Origin of the sequence: Bacillus sp. NPDC060175, from assembly GCF_042728695.1 — a bacterium.
GTDB lineage: Bacteria > Bacillota > Bacilli > Bacillales > Bacillaceae_G > Bacillus_A.
On the sequence record NZ_JBHWYR010000044.1, the window covers coordinates 1 to 24,902 of the forward strand.

Below are 24,902 nucleotides of genomic sequence, written 5' to 3' on the forward strand. Positions count from 1 at the left end.
GGGTTGTGCTTGTTTGAGCTTTTAAAATATAATAAATTTATTTTCATTTTATAAAGAGAGTAAATATCATAAGAGGTATATATCTGTGTGGGAATAAACAATTGAAGGGGAATGTGCATGGATCCCATTAAAGAGAAATTAGATTTATTACGTAATGAAATAAAAGATATGGGTGGTATAATCGATTTAGATTGGTGCGATAGATTGTTATACCCTTATTATAAACACTTTAATGATAGTAAATTGAGATATCGATCAGGTTCATTGTTAGCATTTTGGGGAATTCTCCTAGAGTGGGAAGATGAAAGTGGGTTTCCATTTTATACAGGCACTCAGGAGTATGATTGTCATCATTTTGATATGTATTTAAAGGGATTTCTAAAGTACGCTCCTAAGATTGAGAGGCAATTTCCGAATATTTATCTTGTTATTGTTGAATCACTGATGGAGTTGGATGAAAGAGAAAGATGGGAAAGTGAATTTCCTAACATATGTAAGGAGTTATTCGATGCTGTTAGGGAGGAACTGTTCCATACTGATGTTACACAGATAAATGATGAGACATATCAAAATGCATATAAAGAAGGAAGAATGCTATATTAAAAGAATATAAGCTTGAATTAAAATTATCTTTAATAGAAGAAACAGCCCTAGCTCTACACAATATAGAGCTAAGGCTGTTTCTTTTTTACGCTGTTCCAATCTGATCTTGATCTGCCACATCAGAATCAAATGTATTTGTTGCACTAACGCCGCTAAAAGTATTGACGACAAATCCGACATTGGAAGCCCCAGATCCGTTATAAGCTTTCGTATTTTCTTTCGGAGATACGTTATAAAAATCTCCTAAGTTGAAAGAGCCGTTACTGTTTTGAACGACGAGATTTCCTACAACCGAAGGCATACCATCCACCTACTTTACTAAGCTTTTTAATTACTATATGAATTATTTAGAGGAAGGTTCATCAGTAATAAATTGGCGGATTTGTAGCGTACGAGAATTATTAAAAACATAGTCAACATTGCCGATTTGGAAGCACGCGGAATTTAAAAGTGTTCGCAAGTGAACATCATTTACTTCAATAAAAGGGCACTCATTTACAATATTCATTTTTACATCTGTTGTTCGCTTTGGAATTGTAATGTGTTCATCTGTAAAGATTTCAAACGCATCAAAACGACCTTCACCTTTTATATAACAAGGGATTTCTCGGTGAACGATAAGCGCTCTATTTTTTAATTCTATTTGATTAGCATCCCCGGCCTGGAAGACGGCTGCAACCCCCATAGAAATGATAGAAACATTTTGTACAATTGAAGTATGACGAAGCATAATTTTTCCTCTCCTCAACCTGGAGTCGGAGGGACATCTGTCACTAATGGTACAAATGGTCCCTCTGTAACGGATTCGAATGGCGTATCAAGAATTGAAGAAAGGATGAGAAAATTTGCATCTCCAATTAAAAATAATGAGGAAGAAGAAACCCCGTTCATTTTAATCTGCCCTACTTTTAATTCGCGGTTTACAACATTTAAATTCATACATACTTACTCCTTTCGGAAATTGCCTGGTATGTGTTGAATAAAGGAAAGAAAAGCTTTGTCAATATCTTGTTTCATTGCTTGAATAATGACGTCTCGTAAATAATCGGGATCTGAGGAGATACCCTCATACGATTGAACTTGTGATAAATAATACGGAAGTCTATGTTCCATCTGTTTTTTTATGTCATCCACCATCATTTGTCGATACATCTCATCAAGCGGCGTTCTCTCTTCTTGTTCAAAATGGAGAATTCGACTATATGCTTCTTCATCTAAATAGCGATGCATTTCTTGAAGGATACCTTGATAAAAGTCTGGATTTGTTTCTGTTTCAGGATTTACTTTTAATGTTTCTGTATCTACTTGAAAATCTTCAATTTGTTGCCCTTTTGTTGAAAATGGATTCAAGCCAATATTTAAAGTACCGTTTAAATTTTCTACTTTTAATTGATCGAATTTATATTCCACTTTTCCTATAGAAGAGGAGGGGCGACTTTTTAAATCATTAAGCTCTTCTTGTAGTAGGCGAACTTGTTCTTCGAGATTTAGAATAGTTTGCTGCTGTATTTGGAGAGCTTGCTGAAGTTGGTGTAGGTAAGTGTATATATCTTGATTCATTTTGTGAAACCTCCTTTTCAATAGGGAGGGGATAGTACTGCTATATATTTATGATAAGGATGGTCTAAGAAGAACTAGTTGAAGGTTTAATAGAAATAATTTGTCCTTTCGCACTTAAAGGGCGAAGAGGTTCTGTAAATCCGCCAGAATTTGAGAATTTAGAAAGAGCCTTAATACTACCTGCAGTTCCAATTTGAAAAACGGAAGAGGTCGTAATGCTATCGATTTTAATGCTGTTAATGATGATACTTTGGTTCACATAAAAATTCAATGCAATCGCCTCCTTTAGTTCGAACCGATTATTGCTTGATCAATTACATCTGAATCATTGACAGTCGTTGAGCTTTGATAATTGTAGACAGAGATGTTATCCCCAACATTAAATGAACCGGCTCCGGCAAAAGCGCGTGAATAACTAATAGGCCTAATCGCAAATACATCTCCAATATGAAAAATACCACTTGATCCAATATTAACGATACGAATATGTCCGACCATAGCTGGCATACAAAACACCTTTCGTTTTTAAAATTTTCTTTTCTACTATTGTATGGGCGTTTTCAATAAAATGTGTATTTTTTTGAAATAAAAGAAACACATGCGTTATTGCGCATGTGTTTCGAACATTTGAGTGTGTGTGCAATCTGTGTGTATAGGCCAAACAACATTTAAGAGCCTGTCCAGTTCCTGGCTACAATTCACTGTTTTTTGAGAAGTCATTCCGTAGCGTTCAGCAAAATAGATCATTTTTTCGCGTTTTTTTTCGATAGCTTGCTCAAACATTGAAATCGGCTCCATCTCTCAATAAATTTTATGTATATATGTAGTACATATTATACAAAAATTCCATAAAAAAGAAACATCTTCGCCAAAAAAAGTATAATTTCTACATTTTATGTCAAATGAAGGGTGAGGAACGAATGTAAGAAGGGAGGAATATTGTAAACATTAGCGTGCGTGAGAAGGTTTTTTTCTTAAGGATGCGAATACAATTATAAGGTATGAGTTTTAGGATGGAGAGTGGGAATGTTGCGTTTTGTAACGGCGAAGAAAGAAGAAAAGGTATTTGTAGGTATTGTGGATGAAGAGGAAGAAAAGGTATTACATTTAAGAGAAGCGCAAAGACAAAAAGGGGAAAAGGTTACTATCCCAATTACCATGTTAGAGTGTATTGAAAGAGGAAGCGAATGTCTTGAGAAAGTGTGCGACATTGTAAATTGGGCGAAGGAAAATGCGGGATCGGCGTATTATCCGTTAGCAGAGGTGAAAATATTAGCACCGATTCCAAGGCCAAGAAAGAATATTTTGTGCGTTGGAAAAAACTATCGTGAGCATGCGGTAGAAATGGGCGGAGTAGAGTCTATCCCTGAAAATATAATGATTTTTACAAAGGCGCCAACAACAGTTATCGGAATTGATGAACAAATTAATGGTCACCCTCACGCAACGAATGAACTTGATTACGAAGGTGAACTAGCAATCGTTATCGGTAAGCGAGGGAAACAAATAAAAATAGAAAAAGCTCTTGACCATGTTTTTGGATATACAGTTATAAATGATGTAACTGCTCGGGATATTCAAAGAAAACATAAACAATTTTTCCTAGGGAAAAGTTTTGATACATTTTGTCCGATGGGACCGTATTTAATTCATAAATCGATGGTTAGAACGCCGAATGCATTACACATTGAAACAGTGGTAAATGGAGAAGTAAGGCAAACTTCAAATACGAGAGAAATGATTTTTTCAGTAGAAGAAATTATTTCAACTATAAGTAAAGGTATGACATTAGAGCCAGGAGATATCATTGCAACAGGGACACCAGCTGGTGTTGGTAAAGGTTTTACACCACCGAAGTTTTTGCATGCTGGTGATGAAGTTGTTGTTACAGTAGAGGGAATTGGTACGCTAAGAAATATAGTGAAATGAGAAAAGGGCTATCTTGTGAAAAGATAGCTCTTTTCTATGGGCGTGGATTAACGGAGTAATCTATAATGGCGAAAATATACAATCCGATTAATGCTAAAGTGCAAATTCCAATTAGCATAACTGCAAGTGCGCTTCTCTCACGGCCAAAACCGATAATTGTAAGGAAAACAGCAGTCCAAAATGATGTTTTAAGTAGTGTGAATGTATTAGGAGTTGAATAATGACTGAGTAGAGTTGTAGATAATATGAAGCCGATGAGTGTCATAGAAATAAAAATTGTAGCTAAATAGTTAATGTGTTTACCGTATTTCAAAAGCATGCAGTCCCCCCTTTTTAACAAAAAGCAGAATATTCAATTTTATTTTACGGTAAATTACTAAAAAAAGAAAGAGGTTGTCCTATATTTAGGACAACCTCACTATGATTAAGATAGTACAGCTTTAATTTTTTGGAATGCCCACTCTAAATCTTCTTCAGAGATTACTAGAGGTGGTGCAATACGAATTACGTTTTCGTGTGTTTCTTTACATAATAGCCCAGCTGCTTTTAGTTGTTCACAGTAAGGACGAGCTGCCTCGTTTAATTCGATACCGATGAATAAACCTTTACCGCGAATGTCAGTAATCATTGGGTTATCAATTTCTTTTAATTGCCCAACTAGTTTTTCTCCTAATTGAAGAGAACGCTCTGTTAATTTTTCTTCTTCTAATACTTCAAGAGCTGCGATAGAAACAGCACATGCAAGTGGGTTACCACCGAATGTAGAACCGTGAGAACCTGGCTCGAATACGCCTAAAATATCGCTGTTTGCTGCAACACAAGAGATTGGGAATACGCCGCCGCCAAGTGCTTTACCAAGTATGTACATGTCAGGAGTTACATTGTCCCAGTCGCAAGCAAATACTTTACCAGTACGGCCTAAGCCTGTTTGGATTTCATCTGCTACGAATAAAACGTTTTCTTTTTTACATACTTCAAGAGCTTCTTTTAAGAAACCAGCTGGTGGAATGTTAATTCCTGCTTCACCTTGAATTGGCTCTAAAATAAATGCTGCTGTATTTGGTGTAATCGCAGCTTTTAATGCTTCTAAATCACCGTAAGGAATTACAATAATGCCAGGAAGCATTGGACCGAAGCCACGCTTGTACTCTTCGTTTGATGACATAGAAACAGCACCCATCGTACGTCCGTGGAAGTTATCTTCACAAACGATGATTTCTGCACGGTTTGCTTCTACCTTTTTCACATCGTAAGCCCAGCGACGAGCTGTTTTAATTGCAGTTTCAACAGCCTCTGCGCCTGTATTCATAGGAAGTACCATATTTTTATTTGTTAGTTTCGCAACTTTTTCGTACCAAGGACCTAATTGATCGCTATGGAAAGCACGAGAAGTTAACGTAACTCGATTAGCTTGGTCAATTAAAGCGTTAATGATTTTTGGATGACGATGACCTTGGTTTACTGCAGAATATGCACTTAATAAGTCCATATAGCGGTTTCCTTCAGGATCTTCTACCCAAACGCCTTCTGCTTTAGAAATAACGATTGGAAGTGGATGGTAGTTATTTGCTCCGTATGTGTCTGTAAGTTCGATAATATCCTTAGTTTGAATCATGATTGTTCCCCCTTTTGTTATTACAAGAAGTTTGTAAATACTCTAAATATTATAGCATTTAAATATAAAAAAGCGAAACATTTCCTGAAAATAAATGAACATGTTATCATATAGAGTGAAAAAGTGTGAAAAGAGGAGGCAGGGATACGATGGTACATATGCATATTACAGCATGGGCGTTAGGATTAATTTTATTCTTCGTTGCGTATTCACTTTATTCAGCAGGAAGAAAAGGTAAAGGTGTACATATGGGGCTTCGCCTTATGTACATTATCATTATTGTGACAGGCTTCATGTTGTACATGAGTATTGTGAAGACAGCAACAGGTAGCATGCACATGTGGTATGGTTTAAAAATGTTAGCTGGTATTTTAGTAATCGCTGGAATGGAAATGGTTCTTGTGAAAATGAGCAAGAACAAGGCAACAGGGGCATTTTGGGGATTATTTGTTATCGCACTTGTAGCGGTATTTTATCTTGGTTTGAAATTACCAATTGGATGGAAAGTATTTTAATTGAAAATAAAACCACCTTATGATCTCAAGTATTTGGGAGATAAGGTGGTTTTTTTATTTTATATTGCATCGAGATGCAACTCTTCTCCGTTTACTTTCGTAAATCGCAAAATATTTTTATTAGAGGAAGAGTGGCGTACGAAATGATGTTGCAATGTACAAATCATTTCGTCGTTATCGAACAAAAGAATATTTACTCCTTCGCATGCTTCATCTTTCGGTAAGAATGATAAATAATTATGACAATACATGCAATCATATAAAGAGTAATTAAGCGATTGCAATGATTCGGTTAATAATGTAAAGACAGAGTCAGGTAACTCTTCAAGCCATTCATGATAGCTAAGAAGTAATTTTTTTCGAATTCGTATCATTTCCCCGTTTTGGAGAGAATGTTGTTCATTTGCAATTTGTAATATGTCTTGTTCATAAAAACGAGCTGGTAGCCAATTGTTGTTATATAAAATTTCAAAACCATCTTCGGCAATATCTTCTAATAGAAAAGCCTCATCATTTTCATCATCAAAGAATACCCATTCATTGTTTATATATTCGACATTACCGACTGTATGAGCGCGCGGTTGGTTATACAAAATATGTTTGCGTTGTACCATAGTTCATTTCTCCTTTTATAGAAATAGTTATTCTTGTTATGGACAGTTCGTACGTTCTTTATAACTAGACACACCTAAAGAGAGATGGGCATACAATAAAACACGCTTTACACTGTGAAACTGCTATTCCATATATGGATAGTTAGTTATCGTCAAGTTTGTTGTTTTTATGTATCCGCACTCATAGGGTGGGGATTACTGCACGTTCAGAAACAGATATTAGATTAGGAAGGATGATTTTATGTGCGGGATTACAGGATGGGTGGATTATAAACGCTCATTAGAAGGGGAAAGGGACATCGTGACGAAGATGGCGGAAACGCTAGCGAAACGCGGTCCAGATGATAATAAAGTTTGGATTAAAGGGAACGTCGCATTTGGGCATAAACGGTTAATCGTTGTGGATCCTGAAGGTGGTAAACAACCCATGACTTGTTTGAAAGATGAAACTAGTTATGCGATTTGCTATAACGGAGAGCTCTACAATACAGAAGATATTCGCAAAGAGTTATTAAGAAGAGGTTATACATTTAAAGGGCATTCCGATACAGAAGTACTATTGGCCTCTTATATTGAATGGAAAGAAGAATGTGTTGATCATTTAAACGGCATATATGCGTTTGCAGTATGGGATGAGAAAAATGAACGAGTCTTTATTGCGAGAGATAGATTAGGTGTAAAACCGCTTTTTTATAAATATGATAGCGGACGATTATTATTTGGTTCAGAATTAAAAGCGATACTAGCGCATCCAGATGTGAAGGCGGAAGTAACGTTAGAAGGATTATCGGAAATATTCGGCCTTGGCCCATCTAGAACACCTGGTCACGGTATATATGCTGGTATTCAAGAACTGCGCCCGGGTCATGCAATGACGTTCTCAAAAGACGGTTTATGCATATGGAGATATTGGAATGTGGAAAGTAAAAAACATGAAGATTCATTTGAAGAAACAGTAGAGAAAACTCGTTTTTTATTACAAGATGCGATTACGAGACAATTAGTTTCTGACGTACCACTATGCACTTTTTTATCAGGCGGTGTAGATTCAAGTGCTATAACAGCAATAGCTGCAAAAGAGTATGAAAGATCAGGAAAAGGGCAATTACACACGTATTCTGTTGACTATGAAGATAACGAAAAATACTTTAAAGCGAATGCGTTTCAGCCGAATTCAGATGCTCCATTTATTAATTTAATGACAGAGACATTTCAAACAATCCACCATCGTTGCGTCATTTCTAATGAACAACTAGCACAGTATTTAACAGAAGCAGTACTCGTTCGTGATTTGCCTGGTATGGCAGATATTGATTCGTCATTATTATGGTTTTGCCGTGAAATAAAACAAGATTTTGTCGTCGGATTATCTGGAGAATGTGCAGATGAAATATTCGGTGGTTATCCGTGGTTTTATAGAGAAGATGATTTACAATCAAGTGCATTTCCGTGGATGCGTTCTACAGAAGCGCGTGAACAACTTCTAAAGAAAGAATGGAGAAATAAATTAAATTTACAACAATATGTGCAACAACGCTATGAAGAATCGATTCAAGAAGTTCCTATTTTAGAGGGAGAAAGCCCATTAGAAGCGAAGAGACGACAATTATTTTATTTAAACATGGTATGGTTTATGACAACGTTATTAGACAGAAAAGATCGTATGAGTATGGGGGCAAGTTTAGAAGTACGCGTTCCATTTGCGGACCACCGACTTGTCGAATATGCGTGGAATATTCCTTGGGAAATGAAAATGTATAAAAACCGCGAAAAAGGTCTATTGCGTAAGGCGTTAGAAGGATTGCTTCCAAATGATATATTGTATAGAAAGAAAAGCCCGTATCCGAAAACGCATAATCCGCACTATACGAAAGCAGTAACAGTATGGCTCCAAGATTTATTAACGGATAAAGGATCGATTTTGCATGAATTGTTCGATAAAGAGCAATTGAACGGATTGATCCAATCAGGCGGAAGTGCATTTCAAACGCCATGGTTCGGTCAATTAATGACAGGCCCTCAACTTTTAGCGCATTTAGCGCAAATTCATGTTTGGTTTAAAGAGTATGGGGTAAATATTAAAGAATAAGGGAAAAGGGCGGCTTACATGTATGTGAGCCGCTTTTTTATTAAATGAATTATCATATAAAATTAAAAATCATATTAGAGATAATATCTTTTTAGAATTATTATTTTGACGTATTTATTATTGCTTGCTATAATTGGAAACAAATATTCTTGAAAAAGATTCTCATTTCGAAAATTGAGGTGTTATATAGATGATGTATACTCACATTCGTCACGGTGTAAGCTGTCTGAAGAAGTGCTCCAAGATTTAATCGGACGGTATAAAGTGATTGGTGGAATTTCATCGCTTGCAAAAATAACGAAAGAGCAGGCGCATAAATTAACAGATTCAATGAATAAAATGTTTACAGAGTATGAATTTGTTTGTTACTTAGGTTTAAAACATATTGCCCCATTTAGAAGTTTTATCCCGCTATTTGCGGGCAGTAAAACTGCCACCTCAAAATTCAGCTGGAGCAAAGAAGTTAGGTGGAAGCCCTGCTGCCCGTAAATGCCCGATTGGTGAGGGCTAATAATCAGTGGGGGATGAACAACCCCCACTGATTAAAGTTTCACTTTATATGACAACGATTATGAATGGAAAGTTGTAAATGATGAATTAAATGTCACATATTTTAGACTAAATATGCCGAATGCACAATCTGCATTTATTGATTGCTTAGCTGAAATTGTTTCCAAAAAAATGAAGGAAATAGTTGACAAGGATCTAGTTTTGAATAATAATTAGTTTATAATAATTTTAAATAAATAATAATTACTACGAAAGAAAGAGGAGGATCCCCCTTGATGAATCCAAATAATCGCTTAACAACAAACCAAGGTGCTCCAGTTGGAGATAATCAAAACTCTCGTACGGCTGGTCGCCGTGGACCGGTATTGTTAGAAGACTATCATTTAGTAGAAAAACTTGCTCACTTTGATCGTGAACGTATTCCTGAGCGTGTTGTGCATGCACGTGGTGCAGGTGCTCACGGTGTATTCGTAACGAAAAACAGCATGAAGCAATATACGAAAGCAGCGTTTTTACAAAATGAAGGAACTGAAACACCTGTATTCGTTCGTTTTTCAACGGTTATTCATGGTCAAGGTTCTCCGGAAACAGCTCGTGATCCGCGCGGGTTCGCTGTTAAATTTTATACAGAAGAAGGAAACTACGATATCGTAGGTAACCATTTACCTGTTTTCTTCATTCGTGACGCAATTAAATTCCCTGACATGGTGCATTCTTTAAAGCCAGCACCTGATACAAATGTTCAAACACCAGATCGTTACTGGGATTTCATGACGTTAACTCCAGAATCTACACATATGATGACATGGGTATTTTCTGATTATGGTACACCGGCAAACTACCGTGAAATGGAAGGTTTCGGCGTACATTCATTTAAATGGATTAATGCAGAAGGTAAAATTGTTTACATTAAATATCATTGGAAACCACAGCAAGGTGTGCGTAACTTAAGTGCGAAAGAAGTAGAGCAAGTACAAGGTAAAGACTTCAATCATGCAACTCGTGACTTATTCGATGCAATCGAAAAAGGAAACCATCCGAAATGGGATTTACACGTACAAGTAATGCAACTAGATGAAACGGATTCTTTAGATTTCGATCCATTAGATCCAACGAAAGTTTGGCCAGAAGATCGCTTCCCATTAATTGAAGTAGGGACAATGACGTTAAATCGTAATCCGAAAAACTTCTTTGCGGAAGTAGAGCAAGTGGCGTTTACTCCAAGTGCAACTATAAATGGTATTGAAGCATCTGAAGATAAATTATTACAAGGGCGCTTATTCTCTTACCCAGATACACAGCGTTACCGCCTTGGTGCTAACTACTTACAGATTCCTGTAAACTGCCCATACGCAGCTGTTCGTAACCAACAACGTGATGGTGCGATGCAAGTAAATCAAAACCCATCTACAGTAAACTATGAACCGAGCCGTCATACAGAAAATCCGGTTGAAGATCCAACTTACCGCGATTCAACTATGAAAGTAGAAGGTTATGTATCTCGTGAAAAAATTGACAAACCAAATGATTTCAAACAAGCAGGTGAGCGTTACCGTTCATTCTCTAAAGAAGAGCAAGACAACTTAATTGCGAACTTAACAAATGACTTAAGAGATGTAAATGAACGCACAAAATTACTAGCTATTTGCAACTTCTTCCGTGCAGATCATGACTACGGAATGCGTTTAGCTGGGGCATTAAATGTAGATATTTCGCAATATGTAGGGAATGCTCCGAAGTAAATAGGAAAAGACGACTGGAAGAATTTCCGGTCGTCTTTTTGTGTAAAATATGTTTTAGATGATGTATAAAAAATGTTATACTCTTGTCAAATAAGTTTTACATAAAAGAGGTGTATTTTATGAATGTTGCTATTTTTATTATTGCTGCATGTATATTTTTATTCGTAGTGTTTGCTATTGTAAAAATGTTTATAGCAATCGGGAAACAAGGTGATGAACGCGCTGCTTTTATAAAAAATAAAGCGATGGCTGAGACGTTTCAAATTGCAATGGGATTAATGGTACTTGAGATGATACCTTTTATTTATCATCGATTTAATGAAACAGTAGGAACGCCGTTTAATCCAGTTCGCTTTTTAGCTGTAATAGCGGTGGCATTTCTTATTATATTAAGCTTGAACAAAAGGAAGTACGGTGATTCATAAGTTGTGCAGAGGTATTTCTCGTTTGAGTTACGTCGAATTTTGCAGATAAATCGATATGTTGTGTCGAAAAGTCGATATAATAGAAGGAAACGATCGATATATTTAAAAAATCGTTGATATATTTTCTGTAATACTAGATGGGGTATACACGAGTGTAAGTGCAAATAAAATATATGTATCAATTTCGATATATAGCAAAAACGATAAGTGTAATAATTTCTTTTTACTTAATAAAACTAAGTGGCCTGAGTTCTGCATCAATAGGAACTCAGGCTTTTTTATGCGAAAAATTTATGAAGTCTTTTTGGAATAAAACTTAGGACAAGAAAGAGTGCGATTTCACCTAAAATAGCGACAGTAATATTGAATAAGAAGGTGCGGAAATTTACAGTGATGTGATTGAGGATAGCGTATTTCCAGTAGGAGAAGCTCATGAAAATCACTCCTTATAGTGTTTTTTTTATAGTATATAAAAGTTGTTTCGTAAAAGTGCATGTCCTTGTTTATAATTTGTAAAAATACAAAATGAATTCTCAACAAAATCTCAACAATTGAGTAAGAAAAGTTTATGGAATATATTACTTATCCCATTACGTAGAAATAGAAGTATTTACAAAATAATTTTCAGAATTAACATAAAATTTACAAAAAACTAATAAATTGTTGAAATAATACAAACAAAAATATATACTCTTTATATACTTTTTACAAAATAAGGGATGTGATGAAATGGTTTACAAGGTTACTTAGTTGTATATGAGTTGTTTGTTTTAAAGATTCGAAATAACTTTAAGTGAGGAGAAATGAATATGTTTCGATTTATGAAATCTCCAATTGGTATAGCGGTTGGGGTAGCAGCGGTTATATTGGCATCACCAAAAGCGAGAAAGGGATTACGAAAACTTGCAGTAAAAACAGTATCAGCTTTTCTTGGTGCGAAGGAACAAATTCAAAGTGCTGGTTCAGAAATGGAAGAAGCTTTGCCAAAAGTGAAAGAAGTGGCACGTAAAGTAGCTGTGAAAACAGTATCACCAATTATAGGAGCGGTCGAAGCTGTTCCGAATACAATTTCTAAATTCCAGGAAAAATGGTTTTCTCGTGTAAATGCGTATCATTCTGAGCAAAATATAGATTATGAAAACCTGCCTGTCACTCCTTAATCACTCCATGAGTAATACAGCTTTTTACTTCCTTCAAGACGATAAGGAGGATGGGGATGCAAAGTAAATCATTAAAAACGAGATTTATACGATCGTTACCTGGAAGAATTCGAATTGAAATTTATAAGTTAAAACACAACAAGAACATGGCGAACTTGATATTAGACCGATTTAGTCAAGCGGAAGGTATTTATCAAGTAAGCCCCTCAATTTCTACAGGAAGAGCCCTTATTACTTACGATATCAACAAGACCTCTCTACATAACATTTGCAAAATAATTCAACTTATAGAAGAACAAGTGACCAAGCGAAAGAAAACTAGTACAAATAGCAGTGAAGAAAAGGAGGAATTAATAGATTATTCATCTAGTGTAGTTTCTCGTAATAATGACACTGTTCATAGCAAAAAGGATGAAGGTGTGCCGTTACCGTTAGCGCTTTCGGTTGTTGGGTTAGGTGCTTTCGGCATAAAACAATTATTTATGGGTAGATCTGCCTTAGCTAGAAGTCCTGGTCTTTTTTATGTATCTGGAGCTTTATCTGTTGTGACGGGTTATCCGTTCCTGAAGCGAGGATTCAAAAAAATGGTTGCTAGCAAAAAGGTGAATTCTGATCTTGTGCTTGGTGTAGGAACACTTGCACTTGCGCTCGCACGGGAGAATATTGTCGTGCTTGCCGGTCTTAGTCTATTAAACTACTTAAACTGGAAGCGTAGTCAAGCAAACATAAACGAAGAAAATGAAGTGTTTAAAGAAAATCTCCTTTCTCCGGAGATTAAAGCCTATAGTGAAAAACAATCAAAATGGGGAATGATTTTTGGTGGAGCAACTTGGGCTTTCACTAGAAATCCTTTGCGCGGAATGGCAGTTTTATTAGCGGCTAATCCGAAACCGGCTGTCTCATCGGCAGAATATGCGTGGCGACAAGGTGATCTTGTTGCAAGAGAAAGAGGATATGTCATTCCGAGTGGTGGGTCGTTATCGCAATTGTCTCGAACAAAAACGATAGTATTGGATGATACATCTCGTATATTCCAGTCCTCAGCAGAGGGGATGAGTTGTATTTCACAAGATGAAAATGACGGGCAAGTTTGGTGCACAGCCGCTTCTCTTATTGAGAAAAGTGAGCATGTATGGAAAGAAGAAGTCATGCAACAGGCGGCGCAAACTGGAAGAACGTTAAGAAGAGCGTTTGAAGTTCAAATAGAGAATGAAGGGATAAAAGGTGAAATCCAAGGGATAACTTCCTTTTTCGGAAGTAAAGATTTTGCCGAGCGAAATGGTGTAGATATAAGTGCGTATGAGCTGGAAGTGAAGAGACTTGAAAAAGAAGGTTTTCAAGTGCAGTTCGTCGCTAAAAATAAAAAATGCCTCGGTTTATTAGTTGGATCGAAGGTTACTATTATTCCTGAATTCAAAGAAGTAGTGAATGGATTACATGAAAATAAGTGGAGTATAGGCGTTTTGCAAAATAGTTTACATGTAAATCGTAACATTCTTTCTCATTATGGCGTGGATGATAGCTGGAAGCAGGGGGATGCTGCCAAACGGGTGAAATTGCTTCGCTCAAGTGGAGAAGAGGTATTATTTGCATCGGATCATAATAATGATTTTCCGTCTATACCGTTTGAAGAAATAAAAAATATCCCACAATCTACAGCGTATGCAAACCGAATCAATAAGTTGGTGAATGAGCATTTCCGCGCAGCGAAAGTGTGGAATGTGGTGGGAGAGATGTTAGCAGTTTGGTCTATATTCACAGCACCTGTAATCGCCTTATTTGCAAATGCTTTATCGTTAACGTTCTTATCTAGGGCGAAAAGAATGAGTGAGAAGATATTTTCCTATGGAGAATTGTCGAAAATGGATTCTTCTCAGCCAAAAGTGATGCCTGCTAAACAAGATCAAATTCCGTGGTATACATTTAATCAAGAAAAAGTGATGAATAGATTACAAGTTGAGAAGCAATATGGATTAAGTGATGCACAAGTAAATATGCGAAAAGAAGAATACGGAATGAACCAAATTGAACCGAAACCGTCAGTTCCTTGGATTGTATCGTTTATGGGTCAATTTAAAGAATTTACATCGCTTATTTTACTCGGAGCAGCCGGATTATCTGTTATATCTGGTGGTTGGTTTGATGGATTAGCGATGGGGACAATTCTCGTTGTAAATGCAATAATTGGGACGCTTCAAGAGCGGAAGGCGGAAAAGGTAGTTGAGGCTTTAAATCAATTCCGAGCTCCTGTTTGTAAAGTAATACGAGAAGAAGCAGAAATAGAAATATCAAGTAGTGAACTCGTTCCTGGAGATATTGTCTGCCTGGAAGCGGGAGACCGCGTACCTGCTGATCTTCGCGTTGTTAACTCTTGGAACTTAGAAATTAACGAAGCGATGTTAACGGGAGAGTCACTTCCAGTTGAAAAGAAAGCGGACGCTATGCCAGAAAAATGTTCGTTAGCAGAAAGAAATAATATGCTCTTTATGGGGACGTCTGTAACACGTGGTAAAGCGGTAGCAATTGTAGTAGAAACAGGTATGTGTACAGAGATGGGCTATATGATTTCCTTAATGAAAGGGGAGGAAACAGAGCCTACGCCATTGCAGCAAAAGGTGACATCTATTAGTAAAACATTTATTAAAGGAGCATTTGTAGCTGGTGGTCTTGTACTTATGGCGGGGCTACTAAGGGGACTGCCAATTACGCAAATGATCACAACGTCGGTTGCTCTTACTGCCTCTGCTGTTCCAGAAGGGTTGCCAATTATGATCACAATTGCTTTAAGTGCGGGTATATTCCGTATGCAAAAGCAAAATGCACTCGTTCGGAAGCTTTCGAGTTTAGAAACGCTCGGTAGAACGACGGTAATTTGTTCTGATAAAACGGGAACTCTTACGAAAAATGAAATGACGGTTAAAGTAATTGCTACGCCGAATCGTTTATGGAGTGTAACGGGTGATGGATATGAACCAGTAGGGGCGATTGCTGATGTAACTTCATCTAAAGTTGCTGCTGCTGTAGATACGGATATAGAAGAGGCTACTTATTATGAAACGGAAAGTATGCCACTAGAAAATCCGGATTTATCTCGTATTCTTCAAATTGGTGTCCTTTGTAACAATAGTAAATTAGAGCAGGAAGATGACCTATGGATTGTGAAAGGTGATCCGACTGAGGGAGCTTTATTAAGTTTGGCTTCTAAAGCGGGTGCATTACATGAAGATATGGCGTCATTTGAACGTCATCATGAAGAACCCTTTGATTCAGAGACGAAAATTATGAGTGTTGTTTGTAAAGAGAGTAATGCTGAAGAGTTATATAAGTTCTCGAAAGGTTCTGTAGAGGCAATTCTTACTCGTTGTAAATGGTATCAAGATAACGGTCAAATATATCCGTTATGTGATAAGCAAAAAGAAGTTATTTTACAACAAAATGAAGAGTTTGCAAAACAGGCATTAAGAGTATTAGGTTTCGCATACAGCAATGGCGAAAGTGATGATCTTACTTTTGTTGGATTAGTCGGTATGATTGATCCGCCAAAACCTGAAGTGGAAGAGAGTATTCGTGAAGCGATTGAGTTAGGTGTGAAGCCAGTAATGATTACGGGAGATCATCCGACTACGGCGATTTCGATTGCGAAACAAACTGGAATTTGGAACCGTGAAGATCGTGTTTTAACGGGATTAGAAATTGATAACATGGCAGATGAGGAATTAAAAGAAGTTGTGAAAAGTACATCTGTTTTTGCTCGTGTGACTCCGGCTCATAAATTACGAATTGTAACTGCCTTCCAAGCTGATGGTCAAATTGTCGCGATGACTGGAGATGGCGTAAATGATACACCGGCTATAAAAAAGGCGAATATCGGTATTGCGATGGGGCAAACCGGAACAGAAGTTACGAAAGAAGCCGCTGATTTGATTTTGAAGAAGGATCATTTCGGTTCAATTGTTGAAGGGGTAAAAGAAGGTAGAACGATCATCGGAAATATTCGTAAAGCAGTTGGTTGTTTATTAACGGGGAATTTAGCGGAAGTGTTAGTGACTAGTGCTGCTGTTATTGCAGGAATGCCAATTCCGTTAGTGCCAATTCAAATTTTATTAATGAATCTTATTACCGATGCTTTACCAGCGATGATTTTAGCTGTAAACCCTGGAAACAAAACGAAGCAAACGAAACGCCAAGATATTGTTGATAAAGATTTGTACAAAAAAGTTGTGACAAGAGGAGTATTGCTTGGGGTAGGCTCGCTCGCTGTATTTGGTATTAGTTTAGCAGTTGGAGTGCCACTTCCAGTAGCACAAACATCAGCATTTGCGGCTTTAGTTGCTGGACAGCTCATTCAAACTTTCTCTTGGAGACAAGAGGGATCGGAAGAAACGATGCGTGATTGGTCAAAAGATCGTTTCTTTATTGCAGCATTAGGAACGTCTTGGCTCGTATTACTATCAGCTATTTATGTACCGCCGTTAGCTCGTATATTCCATACCGTTCCGTTAACACTGACGCAATGGATACCTGTTCTTCTTGTAGCGGGTACAGTGTCTCAAATCTCGAAACCTATTATTAATTTAGTTTCATATAAGAATAATAATCTAGTAAAACCGGTAGTCTCTGAATCTGCATTATTAAAAACAGTGTAAAGGAGCAATGAAAATGATACGAAAAGTTGTTATTGGATCTACTTTAGCGTTAGCAAGTGCGGCTTTATTACCTGTCGTAAGAAATACACTTCGTCCGCTTGTTGAATCAGGAGCAAGAGGTGTGAAGTCTACTTTTGAAACAATTAAAGAAGAAGTGGAAGATATTATTGTGGAAGCGAAAATGGATAGAATGCAAAAGCAATTTGAGAAAGAACTTTCTTATGTGGAAGATGACACTACTGATGAACAAGAAATTATAGAAGCGGCAGCTGAACAAGCGCAAGATGAAGAGGAGGAGATTAAGCATGATGCATAAAGCTGTAGAAAAAGATGTAGATTATCATTTGGAAAAAGCGTTAGAGCATTTTGAGCAGGCATTAGATTTAAGTGTAAAAGCGGCATCAGAAAATAAAGCGATGCAAAAAGAGATTTCTAGTAAAATGGGATCTTTTACGGGAGATATTTTTCAATCCGTTCGTGAAAAAGGGAAAGTAAATCGCATGAATATAATGAAGTGGTTCACTCTGCCTCGTTTTTAAAAAGAGCTGTTAAGTGGAAGGGATATAGGGAGTTATTTTCTCCCTTATTCATATTCCATGCTATGTATGTCACGTTAGTTTCCGGAACGTTCAACAATACGAAGGGGTGAACGAAATGGCAGCATGGATGATGGTATTAGCACTAACATTTTCATCAAGTATTGACAACTTAGGGGTAGGGATTTCTTACGGCATTCGAAATATAAAAATTAGTCATCTATCAAATTTTATTATTTCGGTAATTTGCTTTTTATTTAGTGTAGTAGGAATATATTTTGGCTTATGGCTGTCAAAAATTTTACCTGGGATTATGCCAGTTGTAATCGGTTCGTTCTTATTAGTTATAATCGGCCTCCGAATCATTTTACTAGCAATGCCTCGGAAGGTTTCGGTGCAAGAGACTGAAGGCGAAGCGGCGGACACAGAAATAAATGGCTTGACGAAAAATATCGGTAAATCTGGGGAAATCGGTTTTACAGAATCTATTTTTCTTGGAATTGGTTTGTCTGCTAATGCGCTCACAAATGGATTAGGAGCGGGTTTATTCGGTTTGAATCCAATTGCTATTTGTATTGCAGCTGCAGTGGGTAGTTTTATTACAGTATGGGGCGGAGTTGCATTAGGTAGAAAGATAGCTCACGTTCGCATCGGTAAATTCACTTTAGGTCAGTTTGGTACATTAATTAGTGGAACATTATTATTAGTTATTGCGTTTGCTGCATTTTTTGATTAATTCATAGAAGGTGAGTGAAATTGAGATTACTGTATAAAAGGCTAAAGTACTCGGAGTTAGAGTCGGAATTACAATTAGTAGAAAGTGTTTTAAGTTCAGGGTATTTTATTTTATTGGATTTAATCTTTGTATCTTTCTCATTAACGGTACTAACCTTTTCGCTACATCATTCATTTTTTATAGCAATTGTTACATTCGTGAGTTCTTACGTAATTTGCGGTAGTGTATTTTTATTATTGCGGAAATGGTTAAAATGAGTTAAAAAGCTATCTTAAATTTTTAAGATAGCTTTTTTGTTTACAAAATGTAAACATATAAAAGACTTCTACCTTGTAAATAGTCAAAAAAATTTGTTAATATGAATTGTATAGAGGTTGTAGTTATTTTTCTTATAATAACTATGGTTATTCTCGTGAATAAAGGGGAATGAGATATGTCTCAAGATAATGAAAAAAGTAATCTTGGATTGTTGTTGAAAAAGTTACTTAAGGAAAAGTCTTTATCGATGCGAAAACTTAGTTCGCTTACTGAAATTGATACTGCTACCATTTCAATGATTGTAAATGGCAAGCGAAAGGCGAATCCAAAGCATTTGCAAAAGTTCGCAGAGAGCCTTGATGTTCCGGTTGGTGATTTGTTTGTGGCGGCAGGTTATTCTATTGACACAAAACAGGAGGAACAATCTGATATTCATGTTTCCATTAATAACATTGAGTATTTACTTGAATCCGCCCAGCTCTATGATCAAAAGTTTAGTATATCGAATGTAGAGCAGCAATTGGCGAATTATGAACAATATTCGCAAACGGAAGAAGGGAAAGAAACGATTGAAAAGGGGTTTCTTGAAAAGATTCAAAAGGTAAGCAGTATTGGCCCGTTTATTAATGATTTAAAAGAATTGTACGAGAGATTTATGAAGAAGAAGGGAACGACTGCAGAACTTGCTTTAATGGGAAGTGCGCTGATTTACTTTATATTATCGGTCGATGTAATTCCGGATTATATATTTCCAATCGGTTATTTAGATGATGCGGTTGCGGTACAACTCGTTTTAAATGCACTAATGAAAAGGTAAGATGCTTATATGAATAGATAGATAAGGATATTTATATGCCAATAGTTTGGGATAATTGTATCGTTATGAATATACGAAAAAGGTGTACCCCGTGTTAGAACGGAGTACACCTTTTTCGTTTTAATTTGCGGATTTTTCTACATACTCATAAGCTTTCTCGCCGTGCATCGAAATATCAAGTCCCATATGTTCCTCATGCTCATCTACCCGAACAGGGAGGAAAAAGTTAATGGCTTTAATAATGGCGTACGTCATTATGATCGTGAATGCATATGTTGCCCCGATTGCTACAAGTTGTTTAAGTAGTAACGCGGCATTTCCGTAAAATAAACCGTTAGCACCATCACCGTTTACAGTAGTAGTTGCAAATAGTCCTGTCGCAATACCGCCCCAAGTTCCTCCGATGCCGTGGCATCCAAAGGCATCGAGTGTATCGTCGTATCCGAATTTTGTTTTTAAGAAGAAGACAGCGCTGAAGCATAATATACCACCAATTGCTCCGATAAGAAGAGCGGAGAAAGGTGTAACGAATCCACAAGCTGGCGTAATTGCGACTAAACCAGAAACAACTCCGCAAGCAGCACCCATCGCAGTCGGCTTCGATTGGAAGAACCATTCAGAAAGCATCCAAGTTAGAGCTGAGGCAGCCGCGGCTATATTTGTATTAATAAATGCAGTTAAAGCTACGTCATTTAAAGATAATGCACTACCGACGTTAAAACCGAACCAGCCGAACCAGAGTAAGCCTGCGCCTAACATCGTAAATGGCAAATGGTGAGGAGAGGTGCCGCTTATGTTTTTTCGTTTTCCTAGGAAAATAGCTAATACAAGACCGGCAACACCAGATGTGATATGAACGACATTACCGCCAGCGAAGTCTAACGCGCCAAGTTCTCTTAGCCATCCACCAACGCCCCATACCCAATGAGCGACAGGATTGTAAACGATTGTTGTCCAAAGAAGGATAAAAATAAGAAAGGCAGAAAATCGCATTCTTTCGGCGAATGCACCTGAAATTAAAGCGGGAGTTAAAATAGCGAACATGAGTTGGAACATCATAAATAAATTGTGAGGAATAGTAGATGAGTAGTCTGGATTTGGTGCGTAGGTAACTCCGTTTAGACCGAACCAATCGAGATTGCCGATAAGTCCGTGCCAATCTGGTCCGAATGATAAAGAATAACCGATAACAATCCATTGAATCGAAACGATAGCCATTGCGCTATAACTGTGCATTGTTGTGCTGAGTACGTTTTTACTGCGAACCATACCTCCATAAAAAAGTGCCAATCCTGGTGTCATCAACATGACCATTACTGTCGTTACAAAAATAAAAACTGTATCTCCCGTATTCATTCTCTCTCCTCCTATGATGTTAGAAAAAATAACATTGACTTGTTATGTTTCATATCATATTCGAAATAAAAAGAAAAATCAACTAAAAATTCAGAAAACTTCCTAGGTAATGTCAGAAAACCTAACATGGTGTATTTTGGAGGAATAAAATCAACCTATGCGATTTGCTCTAAAAATTGGTATAATATTCTTACAATTAGAAGTTTGGGGGATGCGCGTGAAAAAAATATGGACTAAGGAACTATTCATTTGTTTTTGTTTAGCTGTTATTTTGTTTGTACCAGTACATACTTTTGCGGAAGAAAAAAGGGAATGGCGAGATGAAGTTATATATTCCATTATGATTGATCGCTTCAATAACGGAGAACCGAAAAATGACAAACAGTTAGACGTTGGTAATTTAGAAGGGTATCAGGGCGGAGATATAAGAGGGATTATAAAAAGATTAGACTACATAAAAGAAATGGGATTTACTACTATTATGCTTTCTCCGCTTTTTGAAAGTGAAAAGTATGATGGATTAGGCGTTCGAAACTTTCAAAAAGTAAATGAACATTTCGGAACAGAAAATGATGTGAAAGAACTTGTAAATGAGGCTCACAAAAAAGGGATGAAAGTTGTCTTTCAATTTCCGTATGAAGAAAATGAACAACAATTAATAGACTCGATGAAATGGTGGATAAAAGAAGTCGATTTAGACGGAAGTTATGTGATACATAGTGAAAAAAAGCCGCGTACTTTTTGGGATGAAGTGCAAAAGGATTTGCAGAAGGTAAAGAAAGGTTTTCACATTATGACAAAGGGAGATAATGAGTACTATAAAAAAATAGTAGAGTCATTTTCAAAAGTAGATATGTCTGTGAAACCTTTATATGATGTGAGCGGAAAAGAAGAGGAATTTGCTACGTTTTTAGATAATCAAGAAACAAAGCGATTTGCGCGTATTGCAAAAGAAAATATGTATTACCCGCCGTCTCGTTTAAAACTAGCGATTACTTACTTATTAACATCCCCGGGGATACCGAATTTTTATTACGGAACTGAAATCGCATTAGACGGGGGAGATGCTCCAGATAATAGACGATTAATGGATTTTAAATCGGATGAAAAGTTTATGCAGCATATAACGAAGCTAGGTGAACTTAGACAAGCGAGACCATCTTTACGACGCGGTACGTTTGAACTTCTATATGATAAAGATGGAATGAGTATACTAAAAAGAAAGTATAAAGACGAAGTAACATTAGTAGCGATTAATAATACGAAAGAAACGCAAAAAGTTTCCTTACCTGTAAGTGCAATTGGTGATAAACAAGAGTTAAGAGGATTGTTAGAAGACGAAATTATAAGAGAAGAAAACGGAAAATTTTACCTTGTTTTAAAGCGCGAAGAGTCGAATGTGTATAAAGTTAGCGAAGAAACTGGTGTGAATTGGTTATTTATCTCCTTAATAGTCGGTGTGAATGTATTGTTTATTGCATTTTTAATTGTGGTTAAAAAGAGGAGGAAATGAGGGGGCTCTCTTTTGCGCTTAATTGATAGTTTATGATGAGGTGAGATGTTTGAGAAAAAAGAAGTGGTTCGCTCTATGTTTATCCCGCATTAACGGGCAGTAAAACTCCCACCTCAAAATTCGGCTGGAGCAAAGAAGTTAGGTGGGAGATCAACTGCCCGTAAACGCCCGATTGGTTCAACTAATAATCAGTGGGGATGAACAAAACCCCCACTGATTAAAGTTTCACTGTATGTCTTCTTATCGTATTCGTAAGTTTGCATTTTTGGGACAACGGTGACGATGGGGAATTTGTTCGGTGGGGCGATAGTGTTCATTCTGTTGATACAGCGGTTCTTAAGAGAAATAATATTAAGTACAAAGTTGAAAATGATAAAGTTTATATTCCAGAAAAATCATTTGATAAAGCGATAATGTGTTGCTCTTAATAAGTAGAAAACCTCCTCTGAATAGAGGAGGTTTCTTTTTAGCGGTAGTTAATGAACTGTACGTCGATTGGTAAGTCAACGCTGCGAACGGCTGCGATTACTGCTTGTAAGTCATCACGGCTTTTCGCTGTTACGCGTACTTGGTCATCTTGAACTTGTGTTTTCACTTTTAATTTCATTTCTTTAATGATGTTGTTGATTTTTTTCGCGTTATCTTTATCGATACCTTGTTGCAGAGTTGCACGTTGGCGAACAGTGTTACCAGATGCAGTTTCAACTTTTCCGTAGTCCAAGTTTTTAATTGGAACGTTACGTTTTACAAGTTTAGAAATTAGAACGTCTTTTACTTGGTCTAATTTGAACTCGTCATCAGAAGTTAAAACAAGTACTTCTTTTTCTAATTTAATATCACTTTTACTACCTTTAAAGTCATATCGGTTTTGGATTTCCTTTAATGCGATGTTAATTGCGTTTGTTACTTCAGGTAATTCTACTTTCGAAACGATGTCAAAAGAACTCTCTTTTGCCATAGTTAGCACCTCCAAATAAATTTCTATCTTTTAATGCACCTAAATAGGCTATGTAATATACATATTAAAGTATAGCGGAAAATACATCGATTAGATAGAGTGTTGCAACTTAAGTGTTTTGACGGATCATCCGTAGGGTAATATAGTCCTATAGATAAAGTCTTTATTTAATTATAGTGAATTTTGGGCAGTTGGACAAATAAAGGAAAAATCGTGTTATAATTAACTTTTGTTTGGAATGATAAAAAAGATAACTTTATCCCGCATTAACGGGCAGTAAGACTTCCACCTCAAAATTCAGCTGAAACAAAGAAGTTAGGTGGGAGTCGGACTGCCCGTAAACGCCCGATTGGTTCAACTAATAATCATTGGGGGATGAACAAAACCCCCAATGATTAAAGTTTCACTTTATATATATAGAAGGGAATTAAAAAATATGTATTTACAATTAGGATCGATTGAACAGGTAACTGTTTTACGCGAAACGGAAATCGGATATATGGTTGGAAACGAAGAGGAAGAAATCTTCCTACATAAAAACGAATTAGCTGGAGAAATTGCAGAAGGCGATACGATTGATGTATTCTTATACCTTGATCACCAAAATCGTATTTCAGCAACAATGAAGGAACCACTTATTACAACACATGATTGGAATTGGGTAAAGGTTGTAGAAGTTATTCCTAGTTTAGGTGTGTTTGTTGATATTGGTGTATCAAAAGATATACTAATTCCACTTGATGAGTTTCCAATTTATATGCCAGTATGGCCTGAGGAAGGCGACGAATTATATTGTACGTTAAAATTAACGAATCGTGATCGCCTTATTGCTCTTCCGGCAAGAGACAGTGATATGCAAGAAATTATCGTAGATGCAACGCCATCTATGCGTAATAAAAACGTAAATGGACGTGTGTATCGCTCACTTCAAGTTGGTTCATTCATACTAACTGACGAGCATTTCCGTGCTTTCTTACACCATACAGAAAGAAAAGAACAAGTCCGCATCGGTGAGCGCGTAACAGGCCGTATCATTGACGTGAAAGATGACGGTACAATCAACATTTCACTTCTTCCTCGTAAAGAAGAAGGAATGGAAGATGATGCAGCAGTACTTTATGCATATATGGAAGAACGAGGCGGAGCGATGCCGTTTTGGGATAAGAGCAACCCAGAAGACATTAAAGAACGTTTCAATATGAGTAAGGCTGCATTTAAGCGTGCGCTTGGTAAGTTGATGAAAGAAGAGAAGGTTTACCAAGAAGAAGGCTGGACTTACTTTAAAAAATAAAGTGAATGGAAAAGACCTATTTTCTCTAG

Annotated in this window: 28 protein-coding genes and 2 pseudogenes; 18 read left to right on the forward strand and 12 right to left on the reverse strand. The window is 36.8% G+C overall.

Going from position 1 to position 24,902, the window contains the following annotated elements:
- The first annotated feature begins 117 nt into the window (after window positions 1-117).
- Window positions 118-603, forward strand: coding sequence for a hypothetical protein (locus tag ACFWDE_RS20085; RefSeq protein WP_002149902.1), 486 nt, complete (start codon window positions 118-120; stop codon window positions 601-603).
- An 85-nt stretch (window positions 604-688) separates the two neighbouring features.
- On the opposite strand, the gene gerPF is transcribed toward ACFWDE_RS20085, so the two are convergent.
- The 7 genes from gerPF to ACFWDE_RS20120 all read right to left on the reverse strand — a co-directional run bounded on the left by gerPF (window position 689) and on the right by ACFWDE_RS20120 (window position 2,946).
- Window positions 689-904 (reverse strand): spore germination protein GerPF, encoded by a 216-nt coding sequence (gene gerPF / locus ACFWDE_RS20090; protein ID WP_001141570.1) that lies wholly within the window; start codon window positions 902-904, stop codon window positions 689-691.
- A gap of 42 nt (window positions 905-946) precedes the next feature.
- Window positions 947-1,333 carry a spore germination protein GerPE gene (locus ACFWDE_RS20095; protein WP_377894249.1) on the reverse strand — a complete coding sequence of 129 codons (387 nt, stop codon included), beginning with the start codon at window positions 1,331-1,333 and terminating at the stop codon, window positions 947-949.
- A 14-nt stretch (window positions 1,334-1,347) separates the two neighbouring features.
- On the reverse strand, window positions 1,348-1,542 hold the full coding sequence (gene gerPD, locus ACFWDE_RS20100; protein ID WP_002149893.1) for a spore germination protein GerPD: 195 nt from the start codon (window positions 1,540-1,542) through the stop codon (window positions 1,348-1,350).
- Between the two features lie 6 nt (window positions 1,543-1,548).
- Entirely contained in the window at window positions 1,549-2,163 is a 615-nt protein-coding gene (gerPC, locus tag ACFWDE_RS20105) for a spore germination protein GerPC (protein ID WP_377894250.1), read from the reverse strand.
- 64 nt (window positions 2,164-2,227) lie between these two features.
- Window positions 2,228-2,434 carry a spore germination protein GerPB gene (gene gerPB / locus ACFWDE_RS20110; protein ID WP_002149891.1) on the reverse strand — a complete coding sequence of 69 codons (207 nt, stop codon included), beginning with the start codon at window positions 2,432-2,434 and terminating at the stop codon, window positions 2,228-2,230.
- Between the two features lie 14 nt (window positions 2,435-2,448).
- Window positions 2,449-2,670, reverse strand: a complete 222-nt coding sequence (gerPA, locus tag ACFWDE_RS20115; RefSeq protein ID WP_002149890.1) for a spore germination protein GerPA — start codon at window positions 2,668-2,670, stop codon at window positions 2,449-2,451.
- Between the two features lie 96 nt (window positions 2,671-2,766).
- A complete protein-coding gene (locus tag ACFWDE_RS20120) occupies window positions 2,767-2,946 on the reverse strand; it encodes an aspartyl-phosphate phosphatase Spo0E family protein (RefSeq protein ID WP_377894253.1) in 180 nt (59 codons plus the stop codon).
- Between the two features lie 243 nt (window positions 2,947-3,189).
- Here ACFWDE_RS20120 and ACFWDE_RS20125 point away from each other — a divergent pair, with 243 nt between their 5' ends.
- Window positions 3,190-4,092 carry a fumarylacetoacetate hydrolase family protein gene (locus tag ACFWDE_RS20125; RefSeq protein WP_002158910.1) on the forward strand — a complete coding sequence of 301 codons (903 nt, stop codon included), beginning with the start codon at window positions 3,190-3,192 and terminating at the stop codon, window positions 4,090-4,092.
- 34 nt (window positions 4,093-4,126) lie between these two features.
- Here ACFWDE_RS20125 and ACFWDE_RS20130 read toward each other — a convergent pair whose 3' ends face one another.
- Complete coding sequence (locus tag ACFWDE_RS20130) at window positions 4,127-4,411, reverse strand: hypothetical protein (RefSeq protein WP_377894255.1); 285 nt, start codon at window positions 4,409-4,411, stop codon at window positions 4,127-4,129.
- A gap of 105 nt (window positions 4,412-4,516) precedes the next feature.
- Window positions 4,517-5,707, reverse strand: coding sequence for an ornithine aminotransferase (rocD, locus tag ACFWDE_RS20135; RefSeq protein ID WP_377894257.1), 1,191 nt, complete (start codon window positions 5,705-5,707; stop codon window positions 4,517-4,519).
- A gap of 149 nt (window positions 5,708-5,856) precedes the next feature.
- Between rocD and ACFWDE_RS20140 the strand changes: the two genes are divergently transcribed.
- Complete coding sequence (locus ACFWDE_RS20140) at window positions 5,857-6,222, forward strand: YisL family protein (RefSeq protein ID WP_377894259.1); 366 nt, start codon at window positions 5,857-5,859, stop codon at window positions 6,220-6,222.
- 59 nt (window positions 6,223-6,281) lie between these two features.
- Here the strand turns inward: ACFWDE_RS20140 and ACFWDE_RS20145 are convergent, their stop codons facing one another.
- The gene (locus tag ACFWDE_RS20145; RefSeq protein ID WP_377894262.1) at window positions 6,282-6,836 is read right to left on the reverse strand and encodes a DUF2777 domain-containing protein; all 555 of its coding nucleotides are present in this window, start codon (window positions 6,834-6,836) and stop codon (window positions 6,282-6,284) included.
- Between the two features lie 241 nt (window positions 6,837-7,077).
- Here ACFWDE_RS20145 and asnB point away from each other — a divergent pair, with 241 nt between their 5' ends.
- From asnB to ACFWDE_RS20205, 12 genes and pseudogenes are all read left to right on the forward strand, one after another.
- The gene (gene asnB / locus ACFWDE_RS20150) at window positions 7,078-8,925 is read left to right on the forward strand and encodes an asparagine synthase (glutamine-hydrolyzing) (RefSeq protein ID WP_002149882.1); all 1,848 of its coding nucleotides are present in this window, start codon (window positions 7,078-7,080) and stop codon (window positions 8,923-8,925) included.
- Window positions 8,926-9,115: 190 nt separating this feature from the next.
- A pseudogene (locus ACFWDE_RS20155) lies at window positions 9,116-9,321 on the forward strand (ferrochelatase); the annotation flags it as partial.
- A gap of 156 nt (window positions 9,322-9,477) precedes the next feature.
- Window positions 9,478-9,651: pseudogene (locus tag ACFWDE_RS20160) on the forward strand (ferrochelatase); the annotation flags it as partial.
- A gap of 59 nt (window positions 9,652-9,710) precedes the next feature.
- A complete protein-coding gene (katB, locus tag ACFWDE_RS20165) occupies window positions 9,711-11,177 on the forward strand; it encodes a catalase KatB (RefSeq protein ID WP_377894264.1) in 1,467 nt (488 codons plus the stop codon).
- Window positions 11,178-11,296: 119 nt separating this feature from the next.
- Window positions 11,297-11,602 (forward strand): hypothetical protein, encoded by a 306-nt coding sequence (locus tag ACFWDE_RS20170; protein ID WP_377894266.1) that lies wholly within the window; start codon window positions 11,297-11,299, stop codon window positions 11,600-11,602.
- Between the two features lie 809 nt (window positions 11,603-12,411).
- The gene (locus ACFWDE_RS20175) at window positions 12,412-12,762 is read left to right on the forward strand and encodes a YtxH domain-containing protein (protein WP_377894267.1); all 351 of its coding nucleotides are present in this window, start codon (window positions 12,412-12,414) and stop codon (window positions 12,760-12,762) included.
- Between the two features lie 56 nt (window positions 12,763-12,818).
- Window positions 12,819-17,408 (forward strand): cation-translocating P-type ATPase, encoded by a 4,590-nt coding sequence (locus ACFWDE_RS20180; protein ID WP_377894269.1) that lies wholly within the window; start codon window positions 12,819-12,821, stop codon window positions 17,406-17,408.
- Between the two features lie 13 nt (window positions 17,409-17,421).
- Entirely contained in the window at window positions 17,422-17,724 is a 303-nt protein-coding gene (locus ACFWDE_RS20185) for a hypothetical protein (protein ID WP_002087012.1), read from the forward strand.
- Window positions 17,714-17,947 carry a hypothetical protein gene (locus ACFWDE_RS20190; protein WP_016094557.1) on the forward strand — a complete coding sequence of 78 codons (234 nt, stop codon included), beginning with the start codon at window positions 17,714-17,716 and terminating at the stop codon, window positions 17,945-17,947. The genes ACFWDE_RS20185 and ACFWDE_RS20190 overlap by 11 nt, the downstream gene beginning before the upstream one ends.
- Before the next feature lie 52 nt (window positions 17,948-17,999).
- Window positions 18,000-18,680: a sporulation membrane protein YtaF gene (gene ytaF, locus ACFWDE_RS20195; protein ID WP_219921139.1), complete on the forward strand. Its 681-nt coding sequence runs from the start codon at window positions 18,000-18,002 to the stop codon at window positions 18,678-18,680.
- A 20-nt stretch (window positions 18,681-18,700) separates the two neighbouring features.
- Window positions 18,701-18,937 carry a hypothetical protein gene (locus ACFWDE_RS20200; protein ID WP_002149873.1) on the forward strand — a complete coding sequence of 79 codons (237 nt, stop codon included), beginning with the start codon at window positions 18,701-18,703 and terminating at the stop codon, window positions 18,935-18,937.
- Window positions 18,938-19,113: 176 nt separating this feature from the next.
- Entirely contained in the window at window positions 19,114-19,755 is a 642-nt protein-coding gene (locus tag ACFWDE_RS20205; protein ID WP_377894271.1) for a DUF1232 domain-containing protein, read from the forward strand.
- Between the two features lie 120 nt (window positions 19,756-19,875).
- Here ACFWDE_RS20205 and ACFWDE_RS20210 read toward each other — a convergent pair whose 3' ends face one another.
- The gene (locus ACFWDE_RS20210; protein ID WP_377894272.1) at window positions 19,876-21,111 is read right to left on the reverse strand and encodes an ammonium transporter; all 1,236 of its coding nucleotides are present in this window, start codon (window positions 21,109-21,111) and stop codon (window positions 19,876-19,878) included.
- Between the two features lie 157 nt (window positions 21,112-21,268).
- Here ACFWDE_RS20210 and ACFWDE_RS20215 point away from each other — a divergent pair, with 157 nt between their 5' ends.
- The gene (locus ACFWDE_RS20215; RefSeq protein ID WP_377894273.1) at window positions 21,269-22,624 is read left to right on the forward strand and encodes an alpha-amylase family glycosyl hydrolase; all 1,356 of its coding nucleotides are present in this window, start codon (window positions 21,269-21,271) and stop codon (window positions 22,622-22,624) included.
- Window positions 22,625-22,866: 242 nt separating this feature from the next.
- Window positions 22,867-23,052 (forward strand): hypothetical protein, encoded by a 186-nt coding sequence (locus ACFWDE_RS20220; RefSeq protein WP_377894299.1) that lies wholly within the window; start codon window positions 22,867-22,869, stop codon window positions 23,050-23,052.
- A gap of 38 nt (window positions 23,053-23,090) precedes the next feature.
- On the opposite strand, the gene ACFWDE_RS20225 is transcribed toward ACFWDE_RS20220, so the two are convergent.
- A complete protein-coding gene (locus tag ACFWDE_RS20225; RefSeq protein WP_002030284.1) occupies window positions 23,091-23,582 on the reverse strand; it encodes a YajQ family cyclic di-GMP-binding protein in 492 nt (163 codons plus the stop codon).
- A gap of 436 nt (window positions 23,583-24,018) precedes the next feature.
- On the opposite strand from ACFWDE_RS20225, the gene ACFWDE_RS20230 reads away from it, so the two are divergent.
- Complete coding sequence (locus tag ACFWDE_RS20230; protein ID WP_377894275.1) at window positions 24,019-24,873, forward strand: CvfB family protein; 855 nt, start codon at window positions 24,019-24,021, stop codon at window positions 24,871-24,873.
- Window positions 24,874-24,902 lie beyond the last annotated feature (29 nt).

Bases quoted from the DNA above. Each gene is read 5' to 3' on its own strand.
- ACFWDE_RS20085 (WP_002149902.1), top strand. From the start codon at position 118: ATGGATCCCATTAAAGAGAAATTAGATTTATTACGTAATGAAATAAAA.
- gerPF (WP_001141570.1), bottom strand. From the start codon at position 904: ATGCCTTCGGTTGTAGGAAATCTCGTCGTTCAAAACAGTAACGGCTCT.
- ACFWDE_RS20095 (WP_377894249.1), bottom strand. From the start codon at position 1,333: ATGCTTCGTCATACTTCAATTGTACAAAATGTTTCTATCATTTCTATG.
- gerPD (WP_002149893.1), bottom strand. From the start codon at position 1,542: ATGAATTTAAATGTTGTAAACCGCGAATTAAAAGTAGGGCAGATTAAA.
- gerPC (WP_377894250.1), bottom strand. From the start codon at position 2,163: ATGAATCAAGATATATACACTTACCTACACCAACTTCAGCAAGCTCTC.
- gerPA (WP_002149890.1), bottom strand. From the start codon at position 2,670: ATGCCAGCTATGGTCGGACATATTCGTATCGTTAATATTGGATCAAGT.
- ACFWDE_RS20120 (WP_377894253.1), bottom strand. From the start codon at position 2,946: ATGTTTGAGCAAGCTATCGAAAAAAAACGCGAAAAAATGATCTATTTT.
- ACFWDE_RS20125 (WP_002158910.1), top strand. From the start codon at position 3,190: ATGTTGCGTTTTGTAACGGCGAAGAAAGAAGAAAAGGTATTTGTAGGT.
- ACFWDE_RS20130 (WP_377894255.1), bottom strand. From the start codon at position 4,411: ATGCTTTTGAAATACGGTAAACACATTAACTATTTAGCTACAATTTTT.
- rocD (WP_377894257.1), bottom strand. From the start codon at position 5,707: ATGATTCAAACTAAGGATATTATCGAACTTACAGACACATACGGAGCA.
- ACFWDE_RS20140 (WP_377894259.1), top strand. From the start codon at position 5,857: ATGGTACATATGCATATTACAGCATGGGCGTTAGGATTAATTTTATTC.
- ACFWDE_RS20145 (WP_377894262.1), bottom strand. From the start codon at position 6,836: ATGGTACAACGCAAACATATTTTGTATAACCAACCGCGCGCTCATACA.
- asnB (WP_002149882.1), top strand. From the start codon at position 7,078: ATGTGCGGGATTACAGGATGGGTGGATTATAAACGCTCATTAGAAGGG.
- katB (WP_377894264.1), top strand. From the start codon at position 9,711: ATGAATCCAAATAATCGCTTAACAACAAACCAAGGTGCTCCAGTTGGA.
- ACFWDE_RS20170 (WP_377894266.1), top strand. From the start codon at position 11,297: ATGAATGTTGCTATTTTTATTATTGCTGCATGTATATTTTTATTCGTA.
- ACFWDE_RS20175 (WP_377894267.1), top strand. From the start codon at position 12,412: ATGTTTCGATTTATGAAATCTCCAATTGGTATAGCGGTTGGGGTAGCA.
- ACFWDE_RS20180 (WP_377894269.1), top strand. From the start codon at position 12,819: ATGCAAAGTAAATCATTAAAAACGAGATTTATACGATCGTTACCTGGA.
- ACFWDE_RS20185 (WP_002087012.1), top strand. From the start codon at position 17,422: ATGATACGAAAAGTTGTTATTGGATCTACTTTAGCGTTAGCAAGTGCG.
- ACFWDE_RS20190 (WP_016094557.1), top strand. From the start codon at position 17,714: ATGATGCATAAAGCTGTAGAAAAAGATGTAGATTATCATTTGGAAAAA.
- ACFWDE_RS20205 (WP_377894271.1), top strand. From the start codon at position 19,114: ATGTCTCAAGATAATGAAAAAAGTAATCTTGGATTGTTGTTGAAAAAG.
- ACFWDE_RS20210 (WP_377894272.1), bottom strand. From the start codon at position 21,111: ATGAATACGGGAGATACAGTTTTTATTTTTGTAACGACAGTAATGGTC.
- ACFWDE_RS20215 (WP_377894273.1), top strand. From the start codon at position 21,269: ATGCGATTTGCTCTAAAAATTGGTATAATATTCTTACAATTAGAAGTT.
- ACFWDE_RS20225 (WP_002030284.1), bottom strand. From the start codon at position 23,582: ATGGCAAAAGAGAGTTCTTTTGACATCGTTTCGAAAGTAGAATTACCT.
- ACFWDE_RS20230 (WP_377894275.1), top strand. From the start codon at position 24,019: ATGTATTTACAATTAGGATCGATTGAACAGGTAACTGTTTTACGCGAA.